Source organism: Enterobacter sp. GD03975, assembly GCF_029838645.1.
Lineage (GTDB): Bacteria > Pseudomonadota > Gammaproteobacteria > Enterobacterales > Enterobacteriaceae > Enterobacter > Enterobacter quasihormaechei.
The window spans coordinates 446837-465846 of the sequence record NZ_JAOBZC010000001.1 but is presented as its reverse complement, the minus strand read 5'-3'; the positions used below and the strand labels follow the sequence as shown (position 1 = coordinate 465846).

At 53.5% G+C, this 19010-nt stretch carries 16 protein-coding genes; 10 read left to right on the top strand and 6 right to left on the bottom strand.

All coding sequences use genetic code 11. The features are described 5' to 3' along the window. Positions 1–39 precede the first annotated feature (39 nt). The 9 genes from N5C09_RS02120 (at position 40) to N5C09_RS02080 (ending at position 11785) form a co-directional block, all read left to right on the top strand. On the top strand, positions 40–456 hold the full coding sequence (locus tag N5C09_RS02120) for a hypothetical protein (protein WP_230373053.1): 417 nt from the start codon (positions 40–42) through the stop codon (positions 454–456). A gap of 84 nt (positions 457–540) precedes the next feature. Next, the gene (tssI, locus tag N5C09_RS02115; RefSeq protein ID WP_279748357.1) at positions 541–3081 is read left to right on the top strand and encodes a type VI secretion system tip protein TssI/VgrG; all 2541 of its coding nucleotides are present in this window, start codon (positions 541–543) and stop codon (positions 3079–3081) included. Beyond that, positions 3062–3574, top strand: coding sequence for a hypothetical protein (locus tag N5C09_RS02110; RefSeq protein ID WP_242672223.1), 513 nt, complete (start codon positions 3062–3064; stop codon positions 3572–3574). The genes tssI and N5C09_RS02110 overlap by 20 nt, the downstream gene beginning before the upstream one ends. A gap of 64 nt (positions 3575–3638) precedes the next feature. Further along, positions 3639–4493, top strand: a complete 855-nt coding sequence (locus N5C09_RS02105; RefSeq protein ID WP_279748356.1) for a hypothetical protein — start codon at positions 3639–3641, stop codon at positions 4491–4493. Positions 4494–4569: 76 nt separating this feature from the next. Further along, positions 4570–5010, top strand: coding sequence for a DcrB-related protein (locus tag N5C09_RS02100; protein ID WP_279748355.1), 441 nt, complete (start codon positions 4570–4572; stop codon positions 5008–5010). A 3-nt stretch (positions 5011–5013) separates the two neighbouring features. Further along, the gene (locus N5C09_RS02095) at positions 5014–9489 is read left to right on the top strand and encodes an RHS repeat-associated core domain-containing protein (RefSeq protein WP_279748354.1); all 4476 of its coding nucleotides are present in this window, start codon (positions 5014–5016) and stop codon (positions 9487–9489) included. After that, entirely contained in the window at positions 9489–9734 is a 246-nt protein-coding gene (locus N5C09_RS02090) for a hypothetical protein (protein WP_279748353.1), read from the top strand. The genes N5C09_RS02095 and N5C09_RS02090 overlap by 1 nt, the downstream gene beginning before the upstream one ends. A gap of 732 nt (positions 9735–10466) precedes the next feature. Then, positions 10467–10943 (top strand): hypothetical protein, encoded by a 477-nt coding sequence (locus tag N5C09_RS02085; RefSeq protein WP_279748352.1) that lies wholly within the window; start codon positions 10467–10469, stop codon positions 10941–10943. A gap of 476 nt (positions 10944–11419) precedes the next feature. Next, the gene (locus tag N5C09_RS02080) at positions 11420–11785 is read left to right on the top strand and encodes a hypothetical protein (protein WP_279748351.1); all 366 of its coding nucleotides are present in this window, start codon (positions 11420–11422) and stop codon (positions 11783–11785) included. 363 nt (positions 11786–12148) lie between these two features. On the opposite strand, the gene ychF is transcribed toward N5C09_RS02080, so the two are convergent. Together ychF and pth are read right to left on the bottom strand one after the other, a co-directional pair. Next, entirely contained in the window at positions 12149–13243 is a 1095-nt protein-coding gene (ychF, locus tag N5C09_RS02075; protein ID WP_010432886.1) for a redox-regulated ATPase YchF, read from the bottom strand. A 126-nt stretch (positions 13244–13369) separates the two neighbouring features. Continuing rightward, positions 13370–13954 (bottom strand): aminoacyl-tRNA hydrolase, encoded by a 585-nt coding sequence (pth, locus tag N5C09_RS02070; RefSeq protein ID WP_279748350.1) that lies wholly within the window; start codon positions 13952–13954, stop codon positions 13370–13372. A gap of 273 nt (positions 13955–14227) precedes the next feature. Between pth and ychH the strand changes: the two genes are divergently transcribed. Beyond that, positions 14228–14503: a stress-induced protein YchH gene (ychH, locus tag N5C09_RS02065; protein ID WP_279748349.1), complete on the top strand. Its 276-nt coding sequence runs from the start codon at positions 14228–14230 to the stop codon at positions 14501–14503. A gap of 56 nt (positions 14504–14559) precedes the next feature. Here the strand turns inward: ychH and dauA are convergent, their stop codons facing one another. From dauA to lolB, 4 genes are all read right to left on the bottom strand, one after another. Continuing rightward, on the bottom strand, positions 14560–16242 hold the full coding sequence (dauA, locus tag N5C09_RS02060) for a C4-dicarboxylic acid transporter DauA (RefSeq protein WP_279748348.1): 1683 nt from the start codon (positions 16240–16242) through the stop codon (positions 14560–14562). Positions 16243–16366: 124 nt separating this feature from the next. Further along, positions 16367–17314, bottom strand: coding sequence for a ribose-phosphate diphosphokinase (gene prs, locus N5C09_RS02055; RefSeq protein WP_003856663.1), 948 nt, complete (start codon positions 17312–17314; stop codon positions 16367–16369). Positions 17315–17439: 125 nt separating this feature from the next. Further along, positions 17440–18309, bottom strand: coding sequence for a 4-(cytidine 5'-diphospho)-2-C-methyl-D-erythritol kinase (gene ispE / locus N5C09_RS02050; RefSeq protein WP_107535500.1), 870 nt, complete (start codon positions 18307–18309; stop codon positions 17440–17442). After that, the gene (gene lolB / locus N5C09_RS02045) at positions 18306–18917 is read right to left on the bottom strand and encodes a lipoprotein insertase outer membrane protein LolB (protein ID WP_003856665.1); all 612 of its coding nucleotides are present in this window, start codon (positions 18915–18917) and stop codon (positions 18306–18308) included. The genes ispE and lolB overlap by 4 nt, the downstream gene beginning before the upstream one ends. Between the last annotated feature and the right edge of the window lie 93 nt (positions 18918–19010).

Below are 19010 nucleotides of genomic sequence, written 5' to 3'. Positions count from 1 at the left end.
ATGAAAGTCAGAGATAAGGTTTTCATTTTCTGGGGATGCATGGATGCCCTGGCCATTGTCCTCTATTGTGCCCAGTCCGTGCGTCATGACAGGATCCCTTTTATTTCCGATATACACGCCTTCAGTACGGTTGTGAACACGCTTTCTGCTGGCGGGTATAGCGCTCTGGTTACTCTTTTTTTTATTCTTGATTTCTTGCTGTTGCTCTCTTTTATTGCCTCAGCATGGTGCTTCTTCGCCCGGAATTTATACGCGAGCAGACTGGCATTCTGTCAGGAAATACTGCGTCTGGTTACATTTCGCTACTCAGTTTCCCTTTTTCCCCTGGTGTTAAGTTTCACGGGCGTGATGAATGTCTGGCTAAATGGCTTTTTGTTCTTTTTGTCAGAGTTTCTGAAAATATATTCCCTGTGGATTTATAAATATGAAGGGGAAAGGCCCCCGGTTAAAGAGTAAGACGGCCAATAACCAGAACATTCACGTTTAAAAAAACCTTGCGTTAAAAATATTCTCAGCATAAACCATTACGGAATAAAGATTATGCTCAACCGAATTACCGTTCAGCTCCCGGTCGAGGGGCTGCTTTTCTGGAAACTCTCCGGCCGCGAGGCGATGTCCGAGTCGTTCGCGCTGACGCTGACCCTGCTCGGCACGGATGCGCGCATTGACCGCAGCAGGCTGCTCGGTCAGCCGGTCACGGTGACCATCCCCACGCAGAGCCTGCTCACTCCCCGCTACATCAACGGCAAGGTGACGCGCGTGGCGGTGAGCGCCGTTGAGCTGACGGGCACCCGCTACGCGGTGTACCAGCTGACGGTGGAGCCGGACCTGTGGCCGATGAAGCGCGACCGTAACCTGCGGATCTTCCAGGGCCAGACGGTGCCGCAGATTGTGAAAACCCTGCTGGGTGAGCATCAGGTTAACCTCGAAGACAAGCTCACCGGCAGCTACCGGGTGTGGGACTACTGCGTGCAGTATCAGGAGTCGAGCCTGGACTTTATCAGCCGCCTGATGGAGCTGGAGGGGATTGCGTACTACTTCAGCCACGAGGCCGACAAACACACCCTGGTCCTGACTGACGCTGCGACGCAGCATCAGCCGTTCAGCGGCTACGAGGTCATCCCGTACCACCATACGCCGTCCGGCGGCAGCACTGACGAAGAGGGCATCAGCCAGTGGGCGCTCGAGGACAGCGTGACGCCGGGGATTTACAGCCTCGACGACTACGACTTCCGCAAGCCGAACGCGTGGCTGTTCCAGGCGCAGCAGAACCCGGCGTCACCGAAGCCGGGCAGCATCGACGTGTACGACTGGCCGGGGCGCTTTGTGGAGACGGGCCATGCGGAGTTCTACGCCCGTATCCGTCAGGAGCGCTGGCAGGTGGAGCATCAGCAGATTCAGGCGACGGCTACCGCAGCGGGCATTGCGCCGGGCCACATCTTTACCCTGACCAACGCCCCGTTCTTCAGCGATAACGGGGAGTATCTGGTCACGGCGGCGGGCTATCACTTCGAGGAGAACCGCTACGCGAGCGGCGAGGGGGAAACCATTCACCGCACCGATTTCAGCGTCATTCCGGCGGCGGTGTCGTACCGTCCGGCGCAGTCCACGGCGTGGCCGCGCACCTACGGCCCGCAGACGGCGAAAGTGGTGGGGCCGCAGGGGGAGAGCATCTGGACGGACAAATATGGCCGGGTGAAGGTCAAGTTCCACTGGGACCGTCTGGCGAAGGGCGATGACACCAGCTCCTGCTGGGTGCGCGTGTCGAGCGCATGGGCAGGCCAGGGCTACGGCGGGGTGCAAATTCCGCGCGTGGGCGACGAGGTGGTGGTGGACTTTATCAACGGCGACCCGGACCGTCCGATTATTACCGGGCGCGTGTACAACGACGCGAGCATGCCGCCGTGGGCGCTGCCGGCTGCGGCAACGCAGATGGGTTTTATGAGCCGGACGAAGGACGGCTCCGTGGACAACGCCAACGCCCTGCGTTTTGAAGACAAGGCGGGCGCGGAGCAGGTGTGGATCCAGGCCGAGCGCAATCTTGATACCAGCGTTAAAAATGATGAAACGCACAGCGTCGGCGGGGCGCGCAGCCATTACGTGAAGAAAAATGAGCTGCATCGCGTCGAGGCTAATCAGATCCAGGCCGTGAAAGGCGGAACCGAGATCCTGACGGGGAAAGGCAAGCTGGATGCGGCGGTGGAGCAGTATGTGATCGCGTCAGGGACGAAGCTGCGGCTGGTCTCGGGTGAAAGCGCGATAGAACTTAACGCTAACGGCAAAATTAACCTGATCGGTAAAGAGTTTAACTTCTTCGTTGAGGGGGATGGTCACATCACCACGGGCGGCAAGCTGCACCTGAATACGTCGGGTACCAAGCCGGGCACGACGGCGCCGGGATCAGGGCATAAAGGGGATATTGATGCGGCGGTGCAGGAGAAATTTTCGCCGGGAAAGGAGAGTAAGGCGGGTGCGGCTGCCAGTGCGCCTGCCGAAACATCCAAAACGGCTACTCCCCCAACGTCCAGTGTGCCTTCAAGCGGTTATGGCAAAGATGTAGATAGCCTTGTAGACAAATCACCTACCATGAAGAATGACATTGCAACCTTAAAGAAACGAGGCTGGACATTTGAAAAGGGTGAAGCAGGTAAAGGGACGTACGCCGATCGTCAAAAGCGCGTTATTACCGTTGATAAAAATGAGCTCGGTAATCCGGATGCAGTCGTTCAGTCTCTGTCACATGAAAGTGGCCACGCTTTATATGAACCCAACATTGATCTTTCATCGCGTGATGCTTACCTCAACAGTGCTCTCAGTGATGAGGGCGCTGCGACGCTGAACAATATTCGAGTACAACGCGAAATCTTAGCCAATAAGGGTGGAGATATAGGTATTGCAGGCAATCCGGCAAATCATTCACAATATAATCGCATCTATGATTCTCTCGAACGAGGGACTATTAAGGAAAGTGAAGCGCGAACGCAGATAGGCCGTATCTTTGGTAAAGGCGAACAAACGTCGAACACAGGGCAATTTTACGAAGATTATTATGGCGGTTGGTATGATAAAAATTATCCATAGTCTAAAAACTGGTGCGGTGCTAGCGGCTTTATTAACGACGGGAATGGCAGGAGGTAACATGCAGAAACAGGATCTTTGGCAGTTCATTACAGAAATGAGCGCATCACTCGAAACGTTGTCCGTTACAAGTCTGAATAACGCTCCGTTGTCATTTAAGCTGACGAAACAGAATGAATATATCAATTTCTACAATGCCGACGATGTTGAACTCGCGGATGGAACCAACATTACTGCAATAGATTTACGTTTAAGTAAAGAAAGCGATGGTATGGCACCGTTACTGAATTTTGCACCGTCCGGCCAGTGCATCACTCTTGATACCGTTAAAAAACATTATCCGCAACTAACGTTAACTGATTATCCGCGAGGCCGTTCGGAGAACGAAGTGACCAGTTATACAGCGCCAAAGGATAAGAATGGGCAAAAAATAAGCTTCAGTTTCACGGTAAAAAAACCTGACTGCCTGGGTGGGGTTGCTATTAGCGCCGACTAAGAATGCTGATTTCATTACACACCGTTTTTTTAAAGTGGTGAGTAGCATAATATTTATCCAGCAAATGACGATTAACGTGAATAAACGCCTTTTTGTTTCTCTTTGTTTTACCCTGATCTCGACCTTTTTGTGCAGTTATGAAGTATTAGCGCAGGCTATGCCACCCATTCTGGCTGAACAGGATTTTTCCAAACAGATTAGAGACAAATCTGTCGCCCTGGGCGACAGATGGACTCCTGATATTGCCCGAAAAATCGACGTGCCGGTGGAAGAGGAGGTTACCGGTGAGGTTCCTTTTGACGGGATTTGGGCTGCCGGGGTCGAGAACGACTCGTCATTAACCCTGCGGTTAGCGGAATCAGGCAACCGTATCACCGGCTCTTATTGCTATATATCCCAGAAAGGGAACCGCATAGATTGCCCGGAGGATGATGAGCGTAATCTTAGCGGTACGATCGCAGGCAATCATGCCAACGTTGAATTCAACTCATCATTTGGCGGCGTAGGCGGACAGGCTGTTCTGGAAATAAAGGGGAGTGAAATGGAATGGCGATTAGTTACTTCTCCTCAAAATGGAAATTACTATGCCCCGCTGCGGTATACGTTACGTAAAGCCGCTTCGGTTCAAAACGCTGAAACCAGAAAACTGGACACCGATAAATTCGCTGTTTCTCTGATAAACAAGTGCGGCCATTTTGAGAGCGAATGTGACCAGATGGTTTATCTCGGCGTGCGCAAAGGCGATAACAGTACGATCTCCTTAATGGGAAAAACGTTGCGCGACTCCGCAGGTAAAATAATCGGCTCAACGTACAGCAATGGCGGGATCGTTTACACCGTGACGTATGCGCCTGCGAAATTGGTTGTCAGCAAAGGCAACCATGTTTTAGTCGAACAGTCAGGTCAGTGGCTTAAATAACAGAATCATCGGCAAAAAGGCCAATGTGGATTGGCCTCTGTTATTTCTCTCAATACTAATCATCCCGAGTTCACTTATGAAATACACCCTCCAGGAAGGTTCCTTCACCCTATTTCCTGCCGCCTGGCAGGACAACAGCATGAACATCATTCGCGATGACGAGAGCGGGTTATCTGTAGTGGTCAGCCGCGGCGTCATCCCGGATGGTAGCGACTACGAACAAGAATTTCACCGCCAGTGGGAAGTCCTGCGTCCTCAGATGGGGGAGCTCGCCCAGAGTGAATTCCAGCGCGTCAACGCGGGACCTGACGGCAAAATCGACGGCCTGGAGGTTGAAACCACCTTTGACCGTAACGGCCAGCGCCTGTGGCAAAAACAGCTGGCCGTGCAGACGCCGGGCAAACCAGTATTGATGATTTTTACCCTCTCGTCGCTCAAAGCCTTTACGGAAGAGGACGAGGCGCGCTGGAGCGCACTGAAGCAAAGTCTGACGCTAAACGACAACCGGAATGTGTAAGGCATGAGCGATAACAACGCGGCCCGTAAGGGCGACGAGATTATTCACTCCAGCATTTTTGCTGATATAACCAGCATTGTGGCGGAAGGTGCCGCCTATGCGGTGATCGGCGCGGCGGTGGGCGCGGCAGCGACCGTCGCGGCTCCGCTGCTGGGTGCCGGGGCCGCTGCCGCAGGCGTGGCGGCGATAGGGTCCAGCTGTCTTTTGAGCGGCATTATTGGTGGTGTCCTGGCGAACGTTGCGGGGATCACCGACGATATCAGCAACGCCGCTGAAGGGCTGGGTAACGCGCTTTTCCCGCCGTCGCCTGCGGGTAAGATCACTACCGGTTCCAGCAACGTTATGACCAATTCGATCCCGGCTGCACGCGCAGCCGGGACCTTGACCCCTGCCGATACCCCATCACCTGAGCCGCAGTCGCCTGGCAGCTTTGCCGACTACGCGGGCATGCTGCTTTCCGCCGCCGGACAGTTCGGCAGCGAAATGTGGCAGCCGAGCGTGGCTTCTGCCGCTGCCGGCACCTCGCCGCTGGAAGAAGACAAGGTGGCGTGCGATAAACACTCCGGGCCGCAGTATCTGGCTGAAGGCTCCAAAAGCGTCTTCATCAACGGGCAGCCCGCGGTGCGCGCGAAAGATCGCACCACCTGCGAGGGCACCGTGTCCGACGACGTCTCCCCGAACGTGATTATCGGCGGCGACACGCTGACGGTCCGCGACATCAAAAGCGGCAAAACGCCGGGTCTGGCGCTGGGGATGATTGCGCTCTCCCTGCTGCGCGGGCGTCCTGGCAAGATTTTGAAAAACATGCCCTGCGCGCTGGCGTCTGCCGGCGGCGGGATGCTGGCGGATATGGCGGTCAACGCCGTGTTCGGCTCCTCGCACCCGGTTCACGCCGCCACCGGCGTGAAGGTGCTCAATGACGATGATGAGCTCGATTTCTCGCTGCCGGGGCGCTTTCCTTTGCGCTGGCAGCGCAGCTACAACAGCCTGACTACCCGCGAAGGGCTGTTTGGCCTTGGCTGGGCAACCACCTTTGACAGCTATCTGACGCTGGAAGAAAACAACGCCACCTGGTTCGACGAAACCGGGCGCGAGCTGAGCTTTACGCTGCCGCCGGTCGATCGCGCGTTTTACAGCATTAGCGAAGGCATTATTATCCGTCGCAATGACAGCGGCGACGTGGCGATTGCCGACGATGACGGCGCGGTGTGGCGTCTGTATAAACCGACCCGCGCTAACCCATCCATCCTGCGTCTGGCGTCCCTCAGCGATGAATACGGCAACGCGCTGCTGACGGAGTGGGACGAGCACGGCAGGCTGGTCGGTCTTCACGACGAGCCGCGGGCGATTGACGTCACCCTGCGCTATGAGGACGAGCGTTTCCCGCAGCGCGTTACCTCGGCGAGCCATTTTGACGGCAGCCGCACCTGGCCGCTGATGCAGTGGGGCTACGACGGACGCGGCCAGCTGGCCAGCGCGACGGATGCCTCCGGTGTAGTGACCCGTGAATACCGCTATAACGATAACGGACTGATGGTCTGGCACCGCCTGCCGGGCGGGCTGGAGAGCGAATACCGCTGGCAAAAATTCGACCACTGGCGCGTGGTGGAAAACCGCACCAGCACCGGCGACGGCTGCCGCTTTAGCTACGATTTAACCGCCGGGCTGACGACCGTCGAGCACTACGATGGACAGACGCGAAAGCACTACTGGAACGCGCAGAGCCTGATTGTTCGCTACGTTGACGAGCGCGGCGAGAACTGGCGCTACGAGTGGGATGAAAATGAGCTTCTGACGCGCCGCATCGATCCGCTCGGCAATGCCGTCACCTTCGTCTATGACGAGATGGGCAATCGGGTGCAGGAGATCGACGCAGACGGTAACGCCCGCACCACCACCTGGCTGGAGCACCGTGCGCTTCCGGCGTCAATCATTGAAGCAGACGGTAGCGCGACCCGCTTCTGGTACGACGAACACCACGGGCTGAAGCGCGTGGTCGATCCAATCGGGCACGTTACGCAACTGCGTCGGGACGAGTATGGGCAAGTTGTTGAAGAGGTGGATGCCGCCGGCAACAGCCGCTTCCAGGAGTACAACGAGGCCGGGCAGGTGGTTCGCGCCACGGACTGCTCTGGTCGGGTAACTCAGTATCGCTATCATCCGCTGGGCTGGCTGGTGGCTGAGATCAGTGCTGACGGCGAAGAGACGCGCTACCGCTACGATGCCGCGGGGCGTCCGGTACAGCTCGATCGCCCGGAAGGGTGGACAGAGTCGCTCAAATGGAACGAGCGTGGCCTGCCGGTGAAGCATGCGGGTGCCGACGGGAAAGAGAGCGAGTTTAAATACGATGACGCGGGGCGTTTAACCGCCACGCGTAATACGCAGGGTGAAGAGGTTCGTCGCCGCTGGGACAGCCGCGGGCGTCTGATTGCTCTGGAAAACGAAAACGGCGAAGCGTACCGGTTTATCTGGGGCGCAGACTCGCTGTTGCTGGAAGAGGTGGGACTTGATGGCGTGGCCTCGCAGTATCGCTACGATGCCTGTGGCCGCACGATAGCGCGTACCTTTGCCGCCGGACATCCGGAGGCCATCACGCATGCCTTCGCCTGGAGCGCGAGCGGTCAGCTGGTGGCCCGCACAACGCCGGAAGGGCAGACCCGCTACCACTACACGCCGTCCGGGCTGTTAAGCCGAATTGGGCTGCATCCCGCGCTTTCAGCCGATGCCTGGAGCACCGAGGCGGAGCAGGAACTCGCCTTTGAGTATGACGCGCTCGGTCGCGTGACGCGTGAGTCGGGCGAGCACGGGGAGCTGACGTGGGAATATGATGCGCTGGGCAACCGCACCTCCGTCACGCTGCCCGATGGCCGCGAGCTGAAACAGTTCTACTACGGCAGCGGGCATCTGCTCAGCATTGCTCTCGATAAGCTGTCGGTCTCCGACTTTACCCGCGACGAGCTTCACCGCGAGACCAGCCGCACGCAGGGGCTGCTGACCACCCGCAGCGAATACGACCGCCTTGGTCGCCTGCATCGGCGGGACGTCTTTACCGGCAACGCCCAGCGCCCGTCGCCGCGCCGCTGGTCCCGCCGCTGGGATTACGACTACCGTAATAACCTGGTTCGCGAAGAGCGGGACGATAACCCGTTCAGCTGGTACCGCTGGCAGTACGACAGCGCAGGCCGGCTGCTGGTTCAGGATGGCACGCTGCCCGGCCAGGAGCAGTGGCGCTGGGATGCAGCCGGTAACCCGCTGGAAGGCTCAGCTGAGAAGGTCACGCACAACCGCCTGAAGCAGCTGAACGGCATTCGCTGGCGCTATGACGTCCACGGTCGTACCGTGGAGAAAGATAACGGCCAGACCCGCTGGCACTACCGCTACGACGGTGAGCACCGCCTGACGGAGGTGATCAGCCAGCCGCGGGACCGCAACAGGCCGCAGACGCAGGTCAGCTTCCGCTATGATCCGCTCGGTCGCCGCATCAGCAAAACGCGTCGCCAGATGCTGGGCGGCCAGCCAACCGGTAAGCCTGTCACCACGCGGTTTGTCTGGGAAGGGTTCCGGCTGTTGCAGGAAGTGCACGGGGATGTGCCGCTGACCTACGTCTACAGCGATCAGGACAGCTACGATCCGCTGGCGCGTATCGACGGGGTTGATGCCCCGGAAATCTTCTGGTTCCACTGCCAGCCGAACGGCACGCCGGAACGGATGACGGATAGCGAAGGACAGGTGCGCTGGGAAGGGGTAAACAGTGCCTGGGGCAAGCTGTTGCGGGAAAGCGAAACGCAGGTATCAGGATATTCTCAGAACCTGCGCATGCAGGGGCAATACCTGGACCGCGAGACAGGGCTGCACTACAATCTGTTCCGGTATTACGACCCGGACTGCGGACGGTTTACGCAGCAGGACCCGATAGGGCTGGCGGGGGGGATAAACCTTTACCAGTATGCGCCGAATGCGCTGGGGTGGGTGGATCCGTGGGGGTTGAGCCGTGAGTGTAGCGGTAAAACAAAACCTGATTTCTATGTCGGGCCAGCGGGGCCAAGCGCTACAATGCCTTCAACTGCTTATCGTTATGTTCGATATTTGAATGACGATGGCAGTTTAGATAAATGGGTTCCTGGTCTTCTCGAAACAAAAAAAGCGCCCGTAACGTATTTTGGATTCGAAAAATTTGAAACGGGTAAAGCGACTCGTGATGCGTTTCAGATAAAAGGTCCCGATAAAGTTGATCCGAAGTTACCAGCGGATGTCTCTTGGAGTGATGCAAGGATTAGAGGAACGTTTGATACATTGCAACTTTATGAAAATGGTACTCCTCAAGTGAGGCATCCAAGAATGTTTGGAGATGAAATTGGTGCACCATTAGAACAATTTACGCATGCTTATCCGCAATACGGAAAGGGAGGCGTAGAACAAATGCATGCAGACAAACGGACAATTACTTTCGACAAAATTGATATTCTTCCGGAGGAATAATGAATTACGATTCATATGATGAAGTACTCGATTATCTCAAAGTTTTTTTCAACGAAAGAGTGGATTCATCAATTTATTTAGAAAAACTAATGACTTTGATTGAAGGTTCTCGCTCTGAAAAAACCGTGACTATAAGAGCTATTTATGAAACGTACATGCAGTATGTAAAAGAAAATAGAGATAACATTAAAGTTATCTCTGGGGAAAAAGAAATGTGGACTGATTTATTGCACCATTGGCAATAAGGATTTATTGTCATGTAGATTAGATTGAAATGGTTATAATAGTGTGGCGTAATGCAATAATTGATGCAGATGCATTTTATTTGCGTAGTGGGAAATGCAGTGTGAGCCTTGCATATAACACCTGTAATCTGTACGCGGAAATGCTTCTTTATATGGATGCCATCATGTTGTAGTTGATTTAGTTACAATCTCGTGTTCGGCATTCAAAAGTAGAACAGGGCAACATGATTGAATTAAATTTTAAACCGATCACAGGTGAACTAAATATTGATGGTCTGCCTTTGAAAATTGATACTGAAGAAGGCTTTTTGAGTGTGATTTATACCACGAATTAGTAAAGCAGAGAGCTATAAAGAAAACCATACCAAATCACTACCTTGTTGACTCAGTAGCGTTTTTTGAAAGAGAATTTCAAGTTACTATACGTCCTGTGTGCTATGGTTTTCCTTTTATGCTTCATCTTGTTGATAAAAACAGTCAGTAGTATAAATCATTAAATGATTGGAATGCCCGAACTAATATTAACATGCTAAATGAATCAGTGAAAAGCTTGTCTGATTGGCTGAAAGAATCACTAAGCCTGGACACTCCTGATACCACGAAAACAGACGTCATTAGGTGGAACTTTGAGTAGGGGCATGTTTCAGTCTCATATTAGACAAAGTCATTTAATCGTGGGGTATATATAGTTTGGAATTTAACGTAGTCACTTCCAGACAAGGTGGTTTAGATATGTTAGAAATGAAACTTGATGTTCATACTGGATTTGTAGCAATCAACAACTACCCCATCGAATTAAAAGATGTTGATACTTTTAAAAATTCCGCATTTTACAAGTTCTTCTCGCCGTTGACTACAGTAGGTCCTTTTTATTTCGCTATCGATAATATTAAATGGAAAGATCAAGTTTTCATTTTGGAACTGAGGCCTTCAGTATTTTCTTTTTCTCCATTAATATTCCTTACTAGTAAGGATGGAAGTTTTTATAAAACTCTAACGGATTGGGATAAAAGGGCTAGTCTAAGTAATTTATCGGATGAGCAGCAGCGTTTGATATCATGGGTTCAGAATGAAATAACCTCAAGCCCTAAGCTCAAAATTAACAAACCCCCATATGGATTTCAATGGGATCATGATTGGGGTAGAATTGTTGTACAATCTAATGAAAAAAGCTTCGATTGTGGTATTTATATCGAATGGAATGTTTGATTATACGATGTAATTGATTAATAAAAGCCTTCATTTTCCTCTCACCTGACTTTTCTATTAATACAATTAAAGGTTAGAAATGAAAATAATTAATAGACTAAAAAAGAAGTTATTAGTCCTCGATGGCACTGACAATGATTTCATAGAGTATGGAAAGGAAATAGCATGCCCTGAATGCGAGGGGATAATAGCCTACTCTATCGTAAACTCATATGAGTTTGACACGCTCACAGAAGAGGTAAAATGCTTTTTGGTTAAGAAAATGAGAGGTGTGAAGCTTGTTAGTGAACATAAAAAATATAGCTACGACGATAGCCAATTATATGTTTCGAAAAATACATGTTCAAAGTGTTTGAAAGAGTTTTCTACTGTATTAACGTATAAAGAAGTGCAGCCAGCCCGATACCGGGTATATCTTGTGGGGCTTTTTGAAGGTGATCTGAAACAGATCAAACTTTAAAAATTGAGGTTTATCAATGATTGAAAATCTCATTTTTTTTAAAGAAAAAGACCTGCTTCAATGGGGTCGTGGTGAAGGTAACATAGTGGTTAGTATGCCATTTTTAGACCATGCAATGGTCGACTCAACACGCCAGTTAGTCTTTGCGTTAAACGAGCCTAAACCATTACTAACCGTTTTGACCATCTTCAATGCTAAGGGCGAAAAACTATTTTGGTCTGCACCTCCTGAAGATGCGACTTTCTATTACTTAACATTCAACCTGTCAAAGGAAGTGGTCGTTGTCTGTAGCTATCCAGCAAAAAAAAATGGCTGGCATGACTGGTTTTATTCCTGGGATATGAAGCGTAACGCGTTGTCTCTATCGGGCCCTGCATACTAAGATCACAAGTGCCAAAAAATATGATAACTATAATCGGTGGCCAAAAAAGAACTGTATCAGCAGTTACAACAAGCAGTTAAAAAAAAGCTACAAGTTGAGTGAATAAAAAAGGGTATTCAGAGGGAATCTTTCTGACTTCCGGAAGAGAGATCCCAAGAACCGGAGGAGTCATTCTCGCTTAATCTGAGAGTCCTGCATCTCTTAAAGAGCGCTAGCGCGAGGGCTCTTTTCAGGCGTTAAGCTTGTGTCTGCCGAAATCATTCCCTTTGATTCCAGCATGAAAACTGAACTCTTAGACAATGTGTTTTAACCTCACAATAAAAAAATCCACGCCAAGGCGTGGATTTTTCCGTACAAAACAAATCAAACGTTAAACAAGAAGTTCATCACATCGCCATCTTTAACGATGTAGTCTTTCCCTTCCGCACGCATCTTGCCTGCTTCTTTCGCGCCTTGCTCACCCTTGTAGGTGATAAAGTCTTCAAACGCGATGGTCTGGGCACGAATGAAGCCCTTCTCGAAGTCGGTGTGGATCTTACCGGCTGCCTGAGGCGCAGTCGCACCGACAGGGATGGTCCACGCACGCACTTCTTTTACGCCTGCGGTAAAGTAGGTTTGCAGGTTCAGCAGCTCATAGCCCGCGCGGATCACGCGATTCAGGCCCGGCTCTTCCAGACCCAGCTCGGCCATGAACTCTTCACGGTCGGCGTCGTCCAGCTCGGCGATATCGGATTCAACGGCAGCGCAAACCGCTACAACCACAGAACCTTCAGCCGCGGCAATTTCACGCACTTTGTCCAGGTACGGGTTGTTTTCGAAACCGTCTTCGTTAACGTTGGCGATGTACATGGTTGGCTTCAGCGTCAGGAAGCTCAGGTATTTGATCGCCGCCTTGTCTTCTTCAGTCAGGTTTTTCAGCGCGCGGAGCATGCCCGCGTTTTCCAGCTGTGGCAGACATTTTTCCAGTGCAGCCAGTTCCGCTTTCGCGTCCTTGTCGCCGCCTTTGGCTTTCTTCTGCACGCGGTGAATTGCGCGCTCGCAGGTGTCGAGGTCAGAGAGCGCCAACTCGGTGTTGATGACGTCGATGTCGTCAGCCGGATCCACTTTATTATTAACGTGGATGATGTTGTCGTTCTCGAAGCAGCGCACAACGTGGCCGATCGCTTCGGTTTCACGGATGTTGGTCAGGAACTGGTTGCCCAGACCTTCACCTTTGGATGCGCCTTTTACCAGACCCGCGATGTCCACGAACTCCATGGTGGTGGGCAGAATGCGCTGCGGCTTCACGATTTCCGCGAGCTGGTCCAGACGCGGATCGGGCATAGGCACAACGCCGGTGTTCGGCTCGATGGTACAGAACGGGAAGTTCGCCGCTTCAATACCTGCTTTGGTGAGCGCGTTGAACAGGGTGGATTTGCCCACGTTTGGCAGACCGACGATACCGCATTTGAATCCCATTTCTAAATCACCTTAATCTCTTGATAATCAATCCGTTAACGATAACCGATTGAAGAAAAGTAAATAACTACGCCTATTATACACGTAACCCGCGCGCCGCGCGGTAAAAATGCCGCAGGGCCTTGTTTATTGCGCTTTGAAAGCGTGCAGTCGATTGGTGGCTTTCGTTAAGCCGTTCTGAAGCCAAATCTCGGTGCAGCGGGCCGCTTCGTCTACCGCTTCGTCAATCAGCTTTTGCTCAGAAACCGGTGGTTTACCGAGTACGAAACCAACAACTTTGTTTTTATCGCCCGGATGACCGATTCCCACGCGCAAACGGTGGAAATTAGGGTTATTGCCCAGTTTACTGATGATATCTTTCAGACCGTTGTGGCCACCATGACCACCACCCAGCTTGAACTTCGCCACGCCTGGCGGCAGATCCAGTTCGTCGTGGGCCACCAGAATTTCATCCGGATTGATGCGGTAGAACGTTGCCATGGCCGACACGGCTTTGCCGCTCAGGTTCATAAAGGTGGTTGGCACCAGCAACCGCACGTCGGCACCCGCAAGATTGATGCGTGAGGTATACCCGTAAAACTTTGGTTCTTCACGCAGAGGCGCGCGCAGACGCTCCGCCAGCAGATCAACATACCAGGCGCCGGCATTATGGCGGGTAGCGGCATACTCTGCGCCCGGATTGGCGAGGCCGACAATCAGTTTAATCGTCACGATTTACTTCCTAATGGGTTCCAGATCTGGTGCGTAGTTTACTGTCTGGCGCGCCGCTTGACAAAGTTCCGCCTGCTGTACATCGAATTGCGAATAATTTCTTATTTGAACAATTAGAATTTCAAGCTGTTCAATGTCTTATTTGTAAATTTTTGTCTGGGAGTTATCTGTAAATGTGATCGCTCGCGCAACTCATATAAGAGGCGTTGTCTATACTTTACACACAAGGAGAAGGGGCTTTTCCCTGACAACCCAAAGTTCCGGAGGTGACATATGAAACGCAAAAACGCTTCGATGCTCGGTAACGTGCTAATGGGGTTGGGACTGTTCGTGATGGTCGCCGGTGTCGGTTATTCAATTTTAAACCAATTACCGCAGTTTGACCTCCCACAATACTTTGCGCATGGCGCGGTGCTGAGCATCTTCCTCGGTGCGGTATTGTGGCTCGCCGGGGCGCGCGTAAGCGGACATGAGGAAGTCTGCGATAAATACTGGTGGGTGCGCCATTACGATAAACGATGCCGCCGCGACCAGCATAAACCCAGCTAGTGTGCCAGTTTTACAAAAGAACGACTCCTTCTGGAGTCGTTCTTTTTTCAGGCTATTTATTCCAGATCGGTGAGCGCCGCTTCACGATTCGGGTAAAAGGCCAGTCGGCCAGGGATCGGCTGTACGCCAGCGCGCGCCATCGTGCGCAGGGGCTGAAACTCCAGGTTACTCACCCGCAGCTCGCAGCCTTCCGGCAGGCGTTTCACAAAACGCTGGAAGGCATCCAGACCGCCGGCATCCAGAACCGGGACGGCATCCCACTTCAGTACCACAATCCGTTTACCCGCCACACGAGACTCCAGATCGCTGAACAACCCCTCTGCGGCAGCAAAGAACAGGGGTCCAATCACGCGCAGCACCAGTACATCGTCAGGCACCTCAACGTTAACCGGAGAGAGACGCGTCATCTGCGCGATGCGGCGCATAAACAGCAGCGAGGCCAGCACAATGCCCACGCTGATGGCGATAACCATGTCGAACAGCACGGTCAGCGACATACAGATCAGCATCACGATGATGTCGTCTTTCGGCGCACGGCGCAGCAGATTCACCACCTTATGCGCCTCACTCATGTTCCAGGCCACCATTAGCAGCAGGGCAGCCATGGCTGAGAGGGGAAGCCACGAAAGCAGCGGGGCCAGGATCAGCAGCGCCATGATCACCAGCAGTGAGTGAATGACCGCCGACACCGGCGATGTCGCCCCTGCGCGAACGTTCGCGGCGGAACGGGCGATCGCAGCCGTTGCCGTAATACCGCCGAAGAACGGCGCAACGATGTTCCCTAAGCCCTGGCCGACCAGCTCGCTGTTAGCTTTATGCTTTGTCCCGGTCATGCCGTCGAGCACCACGGCGCAGAGCAGGGATTCAATCGCCCCCAGCATCGCCATGGAGAACGCGGCGGGCAGCAGGGCGCGAAGGGAATCCCAGCTCAGGGTGAAGCTCGAACCTGGCATGTCCCACGGCAGAACCAGCTGCGGCAGCAGCTGCGGAATACCGTTACCCTGTGAACCGTCCGCCAGAATATAGTGGAACTGCGAGCCGATAGTGGCGACCTGTCCACCGAGCAGGTTGACGACGCCCATTACCGCGCAGCCCAGCAGCAGGGCGGGCAGATGCCCCGGGAGACGAATGCCCAGGCGAGGCCAGACGACAAGCGTCCCGAGGGTGACGATGCCAATGGCCGCATCGCCCAGGTTGGCCGTCGGCAGCGCCATAAACAGCGCGCCCACTTTCTGTAAATAGTGCTCCGGAACATGGGTCATTTGCAGACCAAGGAAATCCTTAATCTGCATGGTCCCGATGGTGATCCCAATCCCCGAGGTGAATCCCAGCGTCACGGAAAGAGGAATATATTCAATCAGGCGACCGAAACGGGCCAGACCGAACAGAATTAAAAAGACGCCGGACATCAGGGTGGCGACCAGCAGACCTGCCAGACCAAACTGTTGGGAAACCGGATAGAGGATCACCACGAAGGCGGCGGTTGGGCCGGAGACGCTGAAGCGGGACCCGCCCGTCAGCGCAATCACAATCCCGGCGACCGCCGATGTGTAAAGACCGTACTGTGGCGCGACGCCGCTACCAATCGCCAGCGCCATCGCCAGCGGAATGGCAATAATCCCGACGGTGATCCCGGCTATCAGGTCACGGATAAAGCGTGACGACGTGTATTTCTCTTTCCAGCAGGCGTCGATGAGGGCGCGAAAGGGCAGAACATGTGAGGAGGTTACGTTTTTCACAATTATCTATCATCCGTGTGCGCATCATCTGTCATGTGAATGGCAGGTGAAGGAGGCATAAATCATACAAATGAAAATTATAAACAAAAAAACCCGCCGTAGCGGGTTTTTTGGCCGTGCTCGATCAGTGTTCGAACATTGCAGAGATGGATTCTTCGTTGCTGATACGACGAATCGCTTCGGCCAGCATCCCGGACAGGGTCAACGTACGCACGTTTGGCAGTGCCTTGATCTCGTCGCTCAGTGGGATGGTATCGCACACCACAACTTCATCAATGACGGAGTTACGGAGGTTGTTCACTGCATTGCCGGAGAAGATCGGGTGAGTTGCGTAAGCGAATACGCGTTTCGCACCGCGCTCTTTCAGCGCTTCTGCGGCTTTACACAGCGTACCGCCGGTATCGATCATGTCGTCTACCAACACGCAGTCGCGGCCAGCTACGTCACCGATGATGTGCATCACCTGAGAAACGTTGGCGCGCGGACGGCGTTTGTCGATGATCGCCATGTCGGTATCGTTCAGCAGCTTCGCGATAGCACGAGCACGTACCACGCCGCCGATGTCCGGAGAAACCACAATCGGGTTGTCCAGATTCAGTTGCAGCATATCTTCCAGCAGGATTGGGCTGCCGAATACGTTATCAACCGGAACGTCGAAGAAGCCCTGGATCTGCTCTGCGTGCAGGTCGACCGTCAGTACGCGGTCAACGCCGACGCTGGACAGGAAGTCCGCGACAACTTTAGCGGTGATTGGCACACGCGCGGAACGGACGCGACGGTCCTGGCGGGCATAGCCAAAGTAAGGAATAACAGCAGTGATACGGCCAGCAGAAGCGCGACGCAGCGCGTCGACCATAACAACCAATTCCATCAGGTTGTCGTTCGTTGGAGCACAGGTGGACTGGATGATGAAAATATCACCACCGCGTACATTTTCGTTAATTTGTACGCTGACTTCGCCGTCGCTAAAGCGACCTACAGCGGCGTCGCCGAGGGAAGTGTACAGGCGGTTGGCAATACGTTGTGCTAGTTCCGGGGTGGCGTTACCAGCAAAAAGCTTCATATCAGGCACGAGAAGAACCTCAGGCATGCGTCCAGTGGTGGATAGCGTTCGCCGCAAACTGCGGGGCCTAAGCAAACGCTATCCAGGCGGTGTATTAAAGAGCGCGATGCAACGTCTGGAACAGGGTGACGTTGTCACCGAAACTCAGTCTGCGCCAGAATGGCCTGCTGTAGGGGGGAGGTGTTCATCCCGCGTGCTACAAAACCATGCAGCCAATCCGGCGCTTGCTCAAGCACCTGACGGGCGGCGGATTCGGTGTCAAATTCAGCAAAGACACAGGCCCCTGTACCGGTCAGGCGCGACGGCGCGTATTCTAACAGCCAGGAAAGCACCGCATCAACCTCGCGAAAACGTTTTCTTGCGATATCCTCGCAATCGTTGCTGAATTCACAATTTAATAACGTATCTATTGACCGTACCGGGGTATTTCTTTTCAGGTCAGGATCTTTAAAGATGACCGGGGTAGGAATGCTCACCCCGGGGTGAACAATCAGATACCATTTTTCCGGCGGATTAACCGGCGTGAGGATTTCACCCACGCCCTCGGCAAACGCCGCGTGGCCGCGCACAAATACCGGTACATCTGCGCCCAACGTTAATCCTAGCGCTGCCAGTTCGTCCGTTGTCAGACCGCAGCCCCACAGGTGGTTAAGCGCCACCAAAACGGTCGCGGCATTTGACGAACCGCCACCAAGACCGCCGCCCATCGGCAGACGTTTGTCGATACGGATATCCGCACCACTTCCCGCAGGCAGGCGACCCGACGCCGACGCCGCTTTCATCAGCAGGCGCGCGGCACGCACGATCAGGTTATCGTCGTGCGCCACGCCGTCGACCGGCGTCAGCAGGCAAATTTGCCCGTCCTGACGCGGTTCAATGAAAATCGTGTCGCCGTAATCAACAAACTGAAACAGCGTTTGCAAAGTATGATAGCCGTCAGCGCGCTGCCCGGTAATGTAGAGAAACAGGTTCAGTTTTGCAGGAGAGGGCCACTGGGTCATCATTTAACGATCCAGTTGTCCATTTTCAGCTTGATACGCTGGCTGCCCTGCGTCAGCTCCATGTTGGACGGCAGCGACGGTTGTGTCTTGCTGTCATACGCGCTGTACACCACTTTCCAGGTTTTACCGCCCTGGGTGTAGTTCACCTGGCTCAGACGGTATTGATCGTCGAGCGTATAGTCGGTCGCATCACCCGGCAGGCCAAGGATCCACTGGCGCAGGCTATTGAGCGGAATCGGCATCCCGGTTAATTTGCCAATCATCTCTTCGGCGTCGGTGGCCGTGTAGTGCTGGCCTTTATTGTCGGTGATCTGCGCTTCGCCAGGCTTCGCGTTAAGCTCCAGTTCGGTGCTGCCCAGCGGGTTCAGCAGCAGCAGGCGATAGTTGTCCTGACCCGTTTGCTGCCAGAAGAAACGGGCGTAAACCTTTTGTTCGTCAGAGAGATAGGCAAACGCACCGCGGGTCTGGTACTGGCTTAACTTCAGCACGTCCTGCTGGTGCTGGCGCCACTGCGGTGAGTCGGGGCTTTTGCCGGGGCCTTTCGGCTGATGAACGGAACAGGCGGTCAGAACCAGGGCCGCCAGAGGCAGCAGGCGAATCATTCGGGTCATAATGATGACAAATCCTTGAGATACGTTGCAGTTATAAGTGTTAATGCTAGCGTTGAAGGGTGTCACCGTCTACGTTCAAATTATCTCAAAGCG